This is a genomic window from Ralstonia sp. VS2407 (assembly GCF_052950655.1).
Genome location: NZ_JBRFVG010000002.1, coordinates 87,156 through 100,960, shown reverse-complemented (window position 1 = coordinate 100,960; position 13,805 = coordinate 87,156). Strand labels below are relative to the sequence as shown.

Here is a 13,805-nt window from a genome sequence, read left to right as displayed (position 1 = left end):
CACGGCGGCTGCCGGCGTGGATGTCGTCAAACCATCCGGCGGATGCCGAACCGCTGCGCCCGGCGGCGCCACACGAGCGCGTAATACAGCCCCTGCATCACGAACATGGCGAGGAAGGCGGCCGGGTACGCAGCCCAGATGCCATCGGTGCCGATATGCCGGCTCAGCACCCAGGCCACCGGCACTTCCACCGCCGCAATGGCGAGGATGGAAATGGCCGTGGGCGCCATCACCGTGCCGCTTGAGCGCATCACGCCCGAGAAGACGCTCGCCATGCCGAAGATGACCGAGCTCCACAGCGAGATATGCAGCAGGCTCTGGGCAAGGCTCATCACTTCCGTGTTGGTTGTGAACCAGCCGATGACGGCGCGCGAGAACAGCAACGCCATCACCACCAGCACGCCGGTAATGGCCACGTTCAGCCACAAGCCGGTGCGCGTGATGGCGTCGAGCCGCTCTGTATTGCCCGAGCCGATGGCTTGCGCACCGAGGATCGACGCCGTGATTGCAATCGACATGGCGGGAAACTGCACGTAGCTGATGATCTGCGTGCCGGCGCCGTAAGCTGCCGTCGCATCCGACCCGAAGCCGTTGACGAATGACAGCAGCGCCAGCTCGGCAATCGAGATCACCACGAGCTGCACGCCCGTCGGCACGCCAATCTTCAGCACGGTCTTGAGCACACCAACATCGACCCAGAGGTGCCGCGCCAGCACGGCATCGGGGGCGAGCGGATGATTGCGGCGGCGCAGGAAGAATGCGAGCCACACCAGCGCGATCGTGAACGAGATGATGGTGGCCGCGGCGCCGCTTGCGACGCCCAGTTGCGGCAAGCCGAACCAGCCCCGAATGAAGGTCGGCGTCAGCACCAGCCCGATCGCCGTCGACAGCGCGAGCGTGCGCAACGGCGTGCGCGTGTCGCCCACGCCGCGCATCATCGCCGTGGCGAGCAGATAAACGAACAGGCCCGGCATGGCATAGAGCATGACGCTGGCGTAGAGCGTGGCGTCTTGCAGGATGTCGGCCGGCGTGCCGAGCCAACCCAGCAGCGCGTTGGCAAACGGCCCGCCCAGCAGCGCCACCGCCAGCCCGACGATGAAGCCCACCGACAGCGTGGTACCCGCAACGGTCTTGACCGCCTCGGGCTTCTTGGCGCCCCAGGCCTGCCCAATCAACACCGCCGCCCCGGAGCCCAGCCCGATGATGAAGGCGATGAAGAAGAACAGGATCGGGAAGAACGCCGACACCGCAGCGAGCGCCTTCACGCCCAGCATGTGTCCGACATAGACGTTGTTGAGCGTGCCCGACAACGATTGCAGGATGTTGGCCAGGATCAGCGGGCCGAGGAATGCGATGAATGTTCGCCACAACGGGCGAGCAGCAGGCGCTGTCATGCAGCCTCCTGTTGAGGATTGAATGCCTGGCTCGCCAGTTCGCGCGCAAAGTCGCGCACGTCGGCGGGCCAGGTGTGTGTGAGGGATTCGAACGCCGCGGCATCTGCGGCAAACAAGGCGCGCGTGGCCTCTTCAAAGCCCGCGGCGTTGCCCGCCATGGCTGACATGAAGCGGTACGCCGCTTCTTGCGCAACGCGACGGCGGTCGGCGCCTTCGGCGGCGCGGCGCGCGTCTTCCACCAGCTTGCGCAGCGTAACCGACGCCCCGCCCGGCTGCGCGGCCAGCCAATCCCAGTGGCGCGGTAGCAAGGTCACCTCGCGGGCAATCACGCCCAGCTTGGGGCGGCCAGGGCCGCGCGGGCGGCTTTCAGATTCAGCAGGTTCAGCGGCAGATGGGGCGGCTTGATCGATGCGCGCAACCACGTCTTCAACCGTGCCGCGCAAATCGAATTCCACCGGGTGCGCGCTCGTGTTGTCGAACACCAGGACCTGCGATTCGGGGTGGGCATCGAGGTGCGTTTTGACGGCGCGTGCGACATCGCGGACGGGTCCGCCGGCCAGGCGTTGGGTGCCGGCAAAGGCCGTGCACGCGTGGATTGTTGCGGCATCCATGAGAAGCGCTCCTGCTGAAGTTTCAACAGGAACGCATTCTACCCGGGTTTAATTGGATGTCAATATTACCCGGGCATAAAAGCGATATTGCGTGTAACGCGACGCAAAGGTCACGCCGCCTGCTGCACGCGCGCCTCCACAAGCAGCCGTTTGAGTTCCGGCACGCACGAGCCGCAATTGCCGCCCGCCTTCAGGCACGCCGTGATCTCGCCGGTGGTTTGCAGGCCCTTGGTGCAGATGGCATCGCAGATGGTGTTTCGGCCCACGCCAAAGCACGAGCAGACGGTCGGCCCCACATCGACACCCGCCTCGATCGGCTGGCCGAGCAGCACGCCCGCACGGTCGAGGTCTTCGAGACGCTCTTGCGTGAACAGGCCCGCGAGCCAGTTGCGCGACGGCAGATCCGGACGCGGTGACAAAAACACGCAGGCTTCGATGCGGTCATCCACCACGTGCACAGCGCGATAGACACGCGCGGTGGTGTCTTCGTATTCGAGCCAGTCGGCGTGTGGGTCGGTTACGCCCAGCAGCGCGCGCGCCCAATCGTGCACGGAACCAAGCTGCTGGCGGCCGGCCAGTTCATAGCGCACGAACTGCTTGCCTTGAATGCGCGTCCACCACGTTGCATCGTCGGTGTCGAGTGCGCGGCGCGAGAGCACAAAGCCGTGCCATGCCACATCGAACGGCTCGACCATCACCGGTGTGTGCTTGAACTCGGGCTCACCGGACACCGGGTCGACCACGGGATTGACGACCGCGCCCACGCGCGCATCGGATGCAAACTGGCCGTTCCAGTGGATCGGCACGAACACGCTGCCACGCGCGATGCCGCCCGTCATGCGCACACGCGCCACCACGCTGCCCCAGCGCGACGACACGCGCGCCAGGCCACCCTCGCGCACGCCGGCCAGCAGCGCATCGTGCGGGTGCAGATCGACGAACGGTTCGGGTATGTGGTCCGCCAGCTTGGGCGCGCGGCCGGTGCGCGTCATGGTGTGCCATTGGTCGCGCACGCGGCCCGTGTTGAGGATGAGCGGATATTCACCGTCCGCCGCATGCGCGGGTGCGCGGGCGGGCGTCGGTACGAAGCGCGCGCGGCCATCGGCGTGGGCGAAGCGGCCATCGCTGAAGAGGCGCGCTTCGCCGTTGCCCGATGTTGCGATGGGCCATTGCACCGGCGACATGCCGTCATATGCCTCAGCATCGAGCCCCGCCAGGCCACCGAGGTGGAAGGCACGGCGAATGCCGCTCGCACCGTTGGCGTAAGCGGACAGGCGCGCATGTTCGTCGAACACATCGCGCGCGCTCTTGAAGTCGAAGCCGTCGTAACCCATGCGGCGGGCGACGTCGGCGATGATGTCCCAGTCGGCGCGTGCCTCGCCGGGTGCGGGCAGGAAGGCTCGCTGGCGCGAGATGCGGCGCTCCGAATTCGTCACCGTGCCATCCTTCTCGCCCCAGCCGAGCGCGGGCAGCAGGATGTCGGCCAGCTCGGTCGTGTCGGTGGCTTCAACGATGTCGGAAGCGACGACGAGTTCGCACTTGGCGAGCGCACGGCGCGCCTGGTCCGCATCGGGCAGGCTGACCACGGGGTTGGTGCCCATGATCCACACGGCCTTCACGCGCCCGTCTTCAATGGCGTTGAACAGGTCGACCGCCTTGAGGCCCACCTTGTCGGCCATGCGCGGCGCGCCCCAGAACGTCTGCACGAGGTCGCGATGCGACGGCTCGTTCAGTTCCATGTGTGCGGCCAGCATGTTGGCCAACCCGCCCACCTCGCGGCCGCCCATGGCATTCGGCTGGCCGGTAATCGAAAACGGCCCCATGCCCGCGCGGCCGATGCGGCCGGTGAGCAAGTGGCAGTTGATGATGCTGTTGACCTTGTCCGTGCCCGCCGTCGACTGATTGACGCCCATCGAGAACGCGGTAATGGTGCGCTCGGTGTCGGCAAACCAGCTGTAGAAGGTCAGCAGATCGTCGAGTTTGAGCTTGCACGCCTTGGCGACGGCCTCAACGTCCTCGCTCTCGGTGCCGGCAGCTTCCAGTGCGGCGTCGGGGCCGTTGGTATGCAGCGTGACGAAATTCCTGTCCACCACGCCACGCCGCGAGAGGAATGACAGCAGGCCGTTGAAAAGCCGCACATCGGTACCGGGCTTGATGGGCAGATGCAGATCGGCCAGTTCGCACGTGGCCGTGTGGCGCGGGTCGACCACCACCACCTTCATCTCGGGCCGCGCTTCCTTGGCGCGCACGATGCGCTGGAACAGGATCGGGTGGCACCACGCGGTGTTGGAGCCGACCAGCACGATGAGGTCCGCCATTTCCAGATCGTCATAGCAGACGGGCACGAGGTCTTCGCCAAACGCGCGCTTGTGCCCTGCCACGGCCGACGACATGCAGAGCCGCGAATTGGTATCGATGTTGGCCGTGCCGATGAAGCCCTTCATCAGCTTGTTGGCGACGTAATAATCCTCGGTCAGCAGCTGGCCGGAGACGTAGAGCGCGACGGAGTCCGGGCCGTGCTCTTCGGCGATGCGGCGAAAGCCTTGCGCGACGGCGTCGAGAGCGGTGTCCCACGAGACGCGCTGTAATGGCGCAGGTTTGGCCAGTTGCGGAGCGCCAGCGTCGCGCGAACGCTCGCGCATGGCTGGGAAGAGCAGCCGGCCGTCCAGGCTCACGGTCTCGCCCAGGGCCGAGCCTTTCACGCACAGGCGCCCGGCGTTGGACGGATGCGCCGGGTCCCCGGCAATGCCGATGCTGCCATCCGCCTGTGGGGTCGCGAGCACGCCGCAGCCGACGCCGCAGTACGGGCACGTTGTGCGCACTGTCTTGGCAACCGTATCGGCTACCGGGTGGATGGGGATGGTGGTCATCGTCATCTCTGTATTGCTTTGCGTGATTGGTGCATCCCTGGTTTCACCCCCTGCCGGGGGCGACTCACTTTCTTTGTCTTGCCAAAGAAAGTAAGCAAAGAAAGGCGCGCCCGAGATGGCGACCCATCCCTTGAATTTCTGTTGCAGAGAGGGGAAGGAAAAAACTCGCTTCGCTCAAACAGTTTCCCTTCCTTTTTCCTCTCTGCAACAGAAATTCAAGGCGCCATCTAGGGCTTCAACGGCCACACCGACAGCGTGCAAGCGGTGTTGCCGGTTTCGCGTCTTACCTGTGTTCATTACGCGGCTTCGGCTTCGCACAGCGCGCGGCCAAACAACAGGCGCTGGCGAATCGGTGTGATCGGGGTCTGGCGCTGGATCATGTCGAAGTACCACGGGCCATCGGCCACATCGCCGTACAGCACCGCGCCGACGATGCGGTCTTCCTTCAGGACGAGCCGCTTGTAGACGCCGCGGCGCGGGTCGCGCAGCACGATGTCTTCGGTGCCGTCGCCGCCAATGAAGTCGCCCGCCGAATACAAGTCCACGCCCGTGACCTTCAGCTTGGTGGCCGTGGCCTGCTGGACATAGCGGCGGTGCCCGGCGCCGGCCAGGTGCGCGGCGCACACGCGGGCCTGGTCCCAGATGGGCGCGACGAGGCCGAACGTTGCGCTGCGGTGTTGCACGCATTCGCCCACGGCGTAGATGCGCGGGTCGTAGGTCTGCAGCGTGTCGTCAACGATGATGGCGCGTTCGCAATGCAGGCCGGCCGCCTTGGCAAGCTCAATGTTCGGGCGTACGCCGGCAGTCATGACGACGAGGTCGGCGGGAATCTCGGTGCCGTCCTTGAAGCGCACAGCGGTCACGCGGTCGGTGCCCAGCAGCTCCGCCGTGTGTGCGCCCAGCAGGAAGCGCAGGCCCTTGGCTTCCAGCGCCTTCTGCAGCAGCTTGGCGGCCGGCTTGTCGAGCTGGCGCTCCATCAGGCTGTCGGGCAGGTGCACCACGGTCACGTCCATGCCCTGGCGCATCAGGCCGTTCGCGGCCTCAAGCCCAAGCAAACCACCGCCGATGACGACCGCGTGACGGTGGTTGCGGGCCGCTTCCAGCATCGTCTCCACGTCTTGAATGTCGCGAAAGGCGATCACGCCCGGCAGCAGGTGCCCCGGCACCGGCAGGATGAACGGCCGCGAGCCCGTGGCGATCAGCAGGCGGTCGTAACGCATCTCCACGCCGTCGCGCGAGCGCAGCGTGCGGCGCGGGCGGTCGATGGCGACCACCGGGTCGCCGGCGTGCAGCGTGATGTGGTTCTGCTCGTACCACTCACGCGTGTTGAGCATGATGTCGTCAACCTGCTTATCGCCCGCCAGCACGGGCGAGAGCAGGATGCGGTTGTAGTTGCCGTGCGGCTCTTCGCCAAACACGGTCACGTCGTACAGGTCCGGCGCCAGCTTGAGCAATTCTTCGACCGTGCGCATGCCGGCCATGCCGTTGCCGATGACGACCAGCTTGGGGCGTACGGTCTTGGCGTTCATGCTGCCCTCTCCTGAAGGTTGTCGGTCATTGATTCACTCAGTGCCGGCGGCCATGGCCCCGGCTTCACTGCTTACGGCTTGCGGCTCATGCCGCTACCCACACCTTGCCGTCTTCCACCTTGGTCGCGTACGCGTGCACGGAGTTGGCCGGCGCTTCCAGGCACTCGCCGGTGGTCAGGTCGAAATGCTGCTTGTAAATCGGCGAGGCGACGACGATGCGTTCGCCCAGGTTGCCGACCAGCCCGCGCGAGAGCACGGCGGCATCGGAGTTTGGATCGTAGTTGCCGATGGCGTACACGCCCTGCGGTGTGTTGCCGCCCACACGGAAAACGGCGACCTGGTCACCTTCCACCAGCGCACAGACGCCGGTGTTGGGAACGATGTCGTCCAGGGCACAGATCGGGGTCCAACGGGATGCTTGCATGGCGTCCTCCTCTTCCTCTATCAAGCTCAAGCAGCTTCAGCAACAACGGGAATGCGCACGGGCCGGGTCTTGGCGCGCTCTTCCACCGTGGCTGGGCGGATCTGGCCGCGCTCTTCGACGAAGACCACATTCGCGTCCTTCGCCTCGCTGTTGACGAAGTGGCGGAAGCGCTTGCGCACGTCGGGGTTGGTCACGGCCGTCTTCCATTCGTCCTGGTAGGTGTCGACCACGTGCTGCATCTCGGCTTCGAGTTCGGCCACGATGCCCAGCTTGTCGTTGATCACCACATCCTTCAGATAGTCGAGACCGCCTTCGAGGTTGTCGCGCCATGTGCTGGTGCGTTGCAGGCGATCAGCCGTGCGCACGTAGAACATCAGGAAACGGTCGACATACTTGATGAGCGTTTCCTGGTCGAGGTCTGCCGCCAGCAGTTCGGCATGGCGGGGCTTCATGCCGCCGTTGCCGCACACATACAGGTTCCAGCCCTTCTCGGTGGCGATGATGCCAACGTCCTTGCCTTGCGCCTCGGCGCATTCACGCGTGCACCCCGACACGCCAAACTTCAGCTTGTGCGGCGAGCGCAGGCCCTTGTAGCGGTTCTCCAGCGCCACCGCAAAACCCACCGAATCGCCCACGCCGTAGCGGCACCAGGTGGAACCCACGCACGACTTCACTGTGCGAAGCGATTTGCCATACGCGTGACCCGACTCGAAGCCTGCCGCGATCAGCTCTTCCCAGATCAGCGGCAGTTGCTCAACGCGCGCGCCGAACAGGTCGACACGCTGGCCGCCGGTGATCTTGGTGTACAGGCCGTACTTCTTGGCGACCTGGCCCACGGCGATCAGGCCGTCTGCCGTGACCTCGCCGCCGGGCATGCGCGGCACCACGGAGTACGTCCCGTCCTTCTGGATGTTGGCGAGGAAGTAGTCGTTGGAATCCTGCAGGCTGGCGTGCTCCTTCTTGAGCACGAAGTCGTTCCAGCACGAAGCGAGGATGCTCGCCACGGCGGGCTTGCAGATGTCGCAGCCGATGCCGCTGCCGTGCGCTTCCAGCAGCGCCTCGAACGACTCGATGCGGCCCACGCGCACCAGGTGATACAGCTCCTGGCGCGAATACGGAAAGTGCTCGCAGATGTGGTTGTTGACGGCCAGGCCCTGCTTCTTCATCTCGGCCTTCATCACCTGCGTCATGAGCGGTACACAGCCGCCGCACGAGGTGCCGGCCCTGGTCGCATCCTTGAGGGCGCCCACGGTGGTGGCGCCGGCACACACGGCCTGGCACAGCGCGCCCTTCGATACATCGTTGCACGAGCAGATCTGCGCGCTATCCGGCAGCGCATCCACGCCCAGTGCCGGGCGCGCATTGCCATCGGCCTGCGGGAGGATCAGGAATTCCGGTGCTTCCGGCAGCTCGATGCGGTTGAGCATCATCTGCAGCAGCGTGCCGTATTCGGCCGCATCCCCCACCAGCACGCCGCCCAGCAGGTACTTGCCGTCTTCCGACACCACCAGCTTCTTGTAGATCTGCTTGCGCTCGTCGGTGAACTGCACGCTGCGGCTGCCCGGCGTCACGCCCTGCGCATCGCCCAGGCTGGCCACGTCCACGCCCATCAGCTTGAGCTTGGTGCTCATGTCGGCGCCGCTGAACTCTGCCGCGTCGTCCGCCGCCAGGATCTGCTTGGCGGTGATGCGTGCCATCTCATAACCCGGCGCAACCAGCCCGTAGACCTTGCCGCCCCACAGCGCGCATTCGCCAATCGCGTACACGTCGGGCGCGGAGGTACGGCACTCGGAGTCGATCACGATGCCGCCGCGCTCGCCCACTTCCAGCCCGCAGGCGCGCGCCAGTTCATCGCGCGGGCGGATGCCGGCCGAGAAGACGACCATGTCGGCTTCCAGGTGCGTGCCGTCGGCAAAGTTCAAGCGGTGCGTCGCCGTTTCGCCGTCGATGATCTCCGAGGTGTTCTTCTGCGTGTGAACGGTCACGCCAAGGTCTTCGATCTTCCGGCGCAGCATGCGGCCGCCGCCGTCGTCCACCTGCATGGCCATCAGGCGGCCGGCAAACTCGACCACGTGCGTTTGCAGGTTCATGTCGCGCAGCGCCTTGGCGCATTCCAGCCCGAGCAGCCCGCCGCCGATGACGACGCCGGTCTTGGCGCGCTGGCCGCACTCGGCCATCGCTTCGAGGTCTTCGATGGTGCGATAGACGAAACAGTCCTTGCGGTCTTTGCCCGGCACCGGCGGCACAAACGGCGACGAGCCCGACGCGATGACGAGCTTGTCGTACGGCAGCACCTCGCCGGTCGAGGCCGTCACCGTTTTGGCGGTAGTGTCGATGGCCGTGGCGCGGGCGTTGAGCTTGAGCACCACGTCATCGCGGTCAAAAAAGCCCGGGGCGACGAGCGAAAGGTCTTCCGCCGACTTGCCCGTGAAGAATTCCGACAGGTGCACGCGGTCGTAGGCGGGGCGCGGCTCTTCGCACAGCACCGTCACCTCAAGGTGATGGCCCGGCGCGTGCAGCAGGCTTTCCAGAAACTTGTGGCCCACCATTCCGTGGCCAATGACGACGATCTTCATGGTCATGGTGATGTCCTCTTTCAGGCGTTGCCGGCGGCGGCCAGCGTGTTGTCGTACAGCGCTTGTTCGCGCGCCTTGTGTTCCGGCGAGAAACGCACGGCAATCGCACAGATGGCGGACAGCCCGACCAGCGCGCCCAGCACCGAGAGCGTGGCCTGCGTATCGGCCATGCCCTTGAGCAGGAAGCCCGCCGCCACCGCGCCGGCGTTGCCGCCCGCGCCGATGATGCCGGCCACGCCGCCCAGCGCGCGGCGGTCAATGAACGGCACCAGCGCATACGTCGCGCCGCATGCCATGTGGGTGAACAGGCCAAAGCCGAGCATCGCCAGGATGGCCACCGTGACGCTGCCTGCGTGGGCAAAGCCGAACAGGCCCAGGCCCTCGCCCACCATCAGCACGCACAGCAGTTGGGTACGCGCATCCAGGCCACGCTTGGCGGCCACGCGGTCCGACACGATGCCGCCGAGTGCCCGGGCAAACAGCGCCAGCAGGCCGAAGCTCGCCGCCGCCATGCCGGCGGCCGACAGCGACAAGCCGAAGTGGTCGACGTAGTAGGTGGCGGCGATGTTGTGGATGAAGATTTCCACGCCAAAGCACGCGCCGTAGGTGATGAACAGCAGCCACACGCGATAGTTACCAGCAGCCGCCACGAAGCTGCCCCAGCCGCCCTTCTTGCCGCCGTCGATCGTCTTGCCTGCGGCACGCAGATCACTGAAGTTGCCTTCGGGGCAGTCCTGCGTGTAACGCCAGTAGAGCGCTGCGACGATCAGCATGGCCGCGCCCGGCACGATCATCGCCACGCGCCAGCCCAGGCTCTGCGTGGCACCCATCATCACGATGGCCGTCAGCAGCAGCGGCATCGTGCCTTGCGCCACGCCTCCGCCAGCATTGCCCCAGCCGGCGGAAGCCGCATTGGCCGTGCCCACCACGTTGGGCGCGAACATGACGGACGTGTGGTACTGCGTGATGACGAAGCTCGCGCCAACCGCGCCGATCGCCAGGCGGAAGAACAGGAACGCTTCGTAGCTCTGCGCGAGCGCCACGCCCAGCACCGGGATCGCACCCAGCGCAAGCAGGCCGGTATAGGTCTTGCGCGGGCCGAAGCGGTCGCACAGCGGGCCGACGATCAGCCGCACCAGAATCGTCACCGCCACGGCGGCGATGTTGATGTTGGCAATCTGCCCGGGCGTGAGGTGGAACTCGCCCTTGAGCACCGGCATGAGGGGTGCGCAGGCAAACCACGCGTAGAAGCAGACGAAGAACGCCAGCCACGTCAGATGAAAGGCGCGCATCTGCGGCGTGCGCAGGCTGAACAGATCGATTCGGGTGGCTTTGCCGGTCATGTCGAATCCCAATCAGGGGCCAAAAAAAAGAAAGGCGTCCGAGAGCCCGGCTGCATTAGCCAAGGTCTGGGACGCCGTTGTCCAAGTAGCCCTGAGCACCAGGGCCTTCACCACGAAGAGCACGAATCGCCTTTGACCCGCGCAATGGTGCTATGCAACAGGTATGCCAGGCGGGCAAAGCCTTGTGCTGTCTGCGTTTGCGGGAAATTGACCAAGAACCGGCCGGCGCGCGTGCCTCATGCGCGAGCACCGCATCGCACGGTTTCGGTGCAGATACGATTCGTGATGGTGCGGCACAGCAAATGCGTCGGCCGCCGCCAATGGCGACCAGAGCATCACGTGCAGGACTGATCGGAAGGGAAGCCGCCGGCGCTGGTATCGGCAGGTATCGGCGTCAGTAGCCGTTCGTCACGATGGACAGCACCGACAGATCTGGGTGCGTGCCGTCGATGATGCTGCGCGCCACATGGACGGCGTCTTCCACGGCCGCTTCGGGGCTGCCGAAACTGTCGTTGCCGTCAGCATGGAATGGCACGGCGCGTCCCGGCTGTTGAGGATTCGCGCCGGGGTGACAAACGTAGCCGGTGTAGGTGTAACAACCACTGTCGGCCCGGATCGGGCTGGGCGACACGTGAATCTCGAACCCTTCGTAGAGTTCTTGCGGTGCGGTGGTGAGCTGGTCAGACATGGTGGCCTCGCTGGGTTAGCGTGTACCTGCCGGGCCGGCGCTTGTGGCGCGGCACAGCTGCCCTTGGTTCAACCAGTCTAGGTGATGGGATGCATGTTGAAATCCGGCGGTTGGATGACTCTGCCATCCACCGCCGTTCGTGGGACTGGTGCTGCCTTGCGCTATGCGCGCTTGATGAGCCGGATGATGAACAGCAGGATCACCGCGCCGATCACCGCCGTGATGATCGAGCCGATCCACCCGCCGCCCAGCGAGATGCCAAGCACCCCCGCCAGCCATCCGCCGATGAACGCACCGACGATGCCGACCACGATGTCGACAAAGATGCCGAAACCGCCGCCCTTGACCAGGATGCCGGCCAGCCAACCCGCTACCGCGCCGATGATCAACCAGGCAATCAAACCGTGTGAGGCCATGTTCGCGCTCCAATGAATGTGCGTTTTGAGGGACGTTACCGCACAGGCATAGTAGGCGAAGACCGCACAATCGCGATGCGGCGTTCACACGGTTTTTGCAATTGCACCGTGCTCAACGGAACACGTTGACCGCCTCCACCAGCCGTGTCGCCTGGATGCGCAAGCCCTCGGCCGCCGCCGCGCTCTGGCCGACCAGCGTGGCGTTCTCCTGCGTGACCTGATCCAGATGATTGACCGCCTGGCTGACCTGCGTGATGCCGTCGGTCTGCTGCGCCGTCGCCAGGCTGATGTCGGCGATCATGGCGGAGACCTTTTTGACCTGCTCGACGATGTCGTCCATGGTCTTGCCTGCATCGTCCACCAGCCGCGCTCCCGATTCGACCTTGTCAACGCTGGTGCCGATCAGCTCCTTGATCTCCTTGGCAGCGCCGGCGCTGCGCTGCGCAAGCGCGCGCACCTCGCCCGCCACGACAGCAAAGCCCCGCCCTTGTTCGCCAGCACGCGCGGCTTCCACGGCGGCATTGAGTGCCAGGATGTTGGTCTGGAAGGCAATGCTGTCGATCACGCCGATGATGTCGGCAATCTGCTTGGCACTTTGCGTGATGGCGCTCATGGTGGCCACCACCTGCTCCATGGCACGGCCGCCGTTGACCGCCGCCTGCGTGGCCGCGCCCGACAGCGTATTCGCCTGCCCCGCCGTCTCGGCATTGCTGGCCACCGTGGCCGTCATCTGCGTCATCGAGCTGGAGGTTTCTTCCAGGCTCGCAGCAGCCTGCTCGGTGCGGGTGTTGATGTTGCCGTTGCCCTCAGCGATCTCCTGGCTGGCCGACTGCACGTTGACGACCTGCTCGGCCACATCATCGATCAACCAGCGGAACATCAGCCCGAGCTGGCTGACCGTGCGCAACGTCATGCCGATCTCGTCCACGCGGTCTGCGATGGCGACTTTCCGGCTCTCCCCCGAGGCCACGCTCAGCGCCAGCTCCTGCAGCTTTTCGAGTGGCGTAGCGATCTGCACCTTCAATGACCACGACGCCAGCGCCAAGGCCACGAGCAACGCGCCGGCAAAACCACCGAGCGCCGCGCCGGAGAGGCCAAACGCCCACGCTACCGCCAGCAGCGCGGGCAGCAATGTGAGAAAGGTGAGCCGTATGCGCCAGCGCACCGGCATCAGCTGGAACACCGAACGCCAGGCCATCAAGCCCGTTCGCACAATCAGGCCCTTGTGAAACTTGCGGCTGCCCGCCTGACCAGTGCGGAAATCCTTGTAGAGCGCTTCGGCCGCGGCGATTTCCTCGCGCGTGGGCTTGGTGCGCACCGACATATAGCCGCTGACCCGTCCGTTACGCACCACGGGCGTGGCGTTGGCACGCACCCAATAATGATCGCCATTCTTGCGGCGGTTCTTGACCAGCGCCGTCCATGGCTGCCCCGCCTTGAGCGTGGCCCACATATCGGCAAATGCCTCGGTTGGCATATCGGGGTGACGCACGATGTTATGTGGCTGGCCCTCGATCTCTTCGCGGGAAAAACCGCTCACCTCCACAAACGCTGCATTCGCATAGGCGATGTAGCTCTGGGTGTCGGTGGTCGACATGAGCGTGGCGTTGTCCGGGAACTCGTATTCGCGCTGGGTAACTGGTTCGTTGACACGCATGGGGCATCTCCTTTGATGATTTACTTCGCAAGGGATTATCGGCACATAGCTGGATTTATTAAGACCCGATAACCCCGTTCTGCAGCCCACACCCATACACCTGCCCGAGCAGATACTGCTTCATTGAAAATGATTCTTATCTGCTTTGCCCTCGCTCTTGCTCGTCATTCTCGGCAAACGATGCGAACGAAATTTCGTACACCCAGCCCGGCAATACCTTATCTGCGTTAATTATTGGCGGATAAATGAGATAAAAGCGTGATATTGAGGCGACACACGTTTTCTTGTGAATCCATC

10 protein-coding genes are annotated in these 13,805 nt (G+C 64.9%); all 10 read right to left on the bottom strand.

Features of this window, described 5'->3' with window-relative positions; translation table 11 throughout:
• Positions 1 to 26: 26 nt before the first annotated feature.
• Positions 27 to 1,394: an MATE family efflux transporter gene (locus ACU8YE_RS03700; protein WP_232039813.1), complete on the bottom strand. Its 1,368-nt coding sequence runs from the start codon at positions 1,392 to 1,394 to the stop codon at positions 27 to 29.
• Entirely contained in the window at positions 1,391 to 2,005 is a 615-nt protein-coding gene (locus ACU8YE_RS03695; protein ID WP_446928119.1) for a DUF2239 family protein, read from the bottom strand. Before ACU8YE_RS03695 ends, ACU8YE_RS03700 begins: the two co-directional genes overlap by 4 nt.
• Before the next feature lie 110 nt (positions 2,006 to 2,115).
• Positions 2,116 to 4,881 (bottom strand): molybdopterin-dependent oxidoreductase, encoded by a 2,766-nt coding sequence (locus ACU8YE_RS03690; RefSeq protein ID WP_446928118.1) that lies wholly within the window; start codon positions 4,879 to 4,881, stop codon positions 2,116 to 2,118.
• A gap of 290 nt (positions 4,882 to 5,171) precedes the next feature.
• On the bottom strand, positions 5,172 to 6,404 hold the full coding sequence (locus ACU8YE_RS03685; protein WP_446928117.1) for an NAD(P)/FAD-dependent oxidoreductase: 1,233 nt from the start codon (positions 6,402 to 6,404) through the stop codon (positions 5,172 to 5,174).
• A gap of 85 nt (positions 6,405 to 6,489) precedes the next feature.
• Positions 6,490 to 6,828 carry a nitrite reductase small subunit NirD gene (gene nirD, locus ACU8YE_RS03680; RefSeq protein WP_252694306.1) on the bottom strand — a complete coding sequence of 113 codons (339 nt, stop codon included), beginning with the start codon at positions 6,826 to 6,828 and terminating at the stop codon, positions 6,490 to 6,492.
• A 26-nt stretch (positions 6,829 to 6,854) separates the two neighbouring features.
• A complete protein-coding gene (gene nirB, locus ACU8YE_RS03675; RefSeq protein WP_414561899.1) occupies positions 6,855 to 9,410 on the bottom strand; it encodes a nitrite reductase large subunit NirB in 2,556 nt (851 codons plus the stop codon).
• Between the two features lie 14 nt (positions 9,411 to 9,424).
• Positions 9,425 to 10,747, bottom strand: coding sequence for an MFS transporter (locus tag ACU8YE_RS03670; protein ID WP_446928116.1), 1,323 nt, complete (start codon positions 10,745 to 10,747; stop codon positions 9,425 to 9,427).
• Positions 10,748 to 11,141: 394 nt separating this feature from the next.
• Positions 11,142 to 11,435 (bottom strand): hypothetical protein, encoded by a 294-nt coding sequence (locus ACU8YE_RS03665; RefSeq protein WP_232039820.1) that lies wholly within the window; start codon positions 11,433 to 11,435, stop codon positions 11,142 to 11,144.
• A gap of 161 nt (positions 11,436 to 11,596) precedes the next feature.
• Positions 11,597 to 11,851, bottom strand: a complete 255-nt coding sequence (locus ACU8YE_RS03660) for a GlsB/YeaQ/YmgE family stress response membrane protein (protein WP_004627540.1) — start codon at positions 11,849 to 11,851, stop codon at positions 11,597 to 11,599.
• 112 nt (positions 11,852 to 11,963) lie between these two features.
• Positions 11,964 to 13,508: a methyl-accepting chemotaxis protein gene (locus ACU8YE_RS03655; protein WP_232039821.1), complete on the bottom strand. Its 1,545-nt coding sequence runs from the start codon at positions 13,506 to 13,508 to the stop codon at positions 11,964 to 11,966.
• Positions 13,509 to 13,805 lie beyond the last annotated feature (297 nt).

Bases quoted from the DNA above. Each gene is read 5' to 3' on its own strand.
- ACU8YE_RS03700 (WP_232039813.1), bottom strand. From the start codon at position 1,394: ATGACAGCGCCTGCTGCTCGCCCGTTGTGGCGAACATTCATCGCATTC.
- ACU8YE_RS03695 (WP_446928119.1), bottom strand. From the start codon at position 2,005: ATGGATGCCGCAACAATCCACGCGTGCACGGCCTTTGCCGGCACCCAA.
- ACU8YE_RS03690 (WP_446928118.1), bottom strand. From the start codon at position 4,881: ATGACGATGACCACCATCCCCATCCACCCGGTAGCCGATACGGTTGCC.
- ACU8YE_RS03685 (WP_446928117.1), bottom strand. From the start codon at position 6,404: ATGAACGCCAAGACCGTACGCCCCAAGCTGGTCGTCATCGGCAACGGC.
- nirD (WP_252694306.1), bottom strand. From the start codon at position 6,828: ATGCAAGCATCCCGTTGGACCCCGATCTGTGCCCTGGACGACATCGTT.
- nirB (WP_414561899.1), bottom strand. From the start codon at position 9,410: ATGACCATGAAGATCGTCGTCATTGGCCACGGAATGGTGGGCCACAAG.
- ACU8YE_RS03670 (WP_446928116.1), bottom strand. From the start codon at position 10,747: ATGACCGGCAAAGCCACCCGAATCGATCTGTTCAGCCTGCGCACGCCG.
- ACU8YE_RS03665 (WP_232039820.1), bottom strand. From the start codon at position 11,435: ATGTCTGACCAGCTCACCACCGCACCGCAAGAACTCTACGAAGGGTTC.
- ACU8YE_RS03660 (WP_004627540.1), bottom strand. From the start codon at position 11,851: ATGGCCTCACACGGTTTGATTGCCTGGTTGATCATCGGCGCGGTAGCG.
- ACU8YE_RS03655 (WP_232039821.1), bottom strand. From the start codon at position 13,508: ATGCGTGTCAACGAACCAGTTACCCAGCGCGAATACGAGTTCCCGGAC.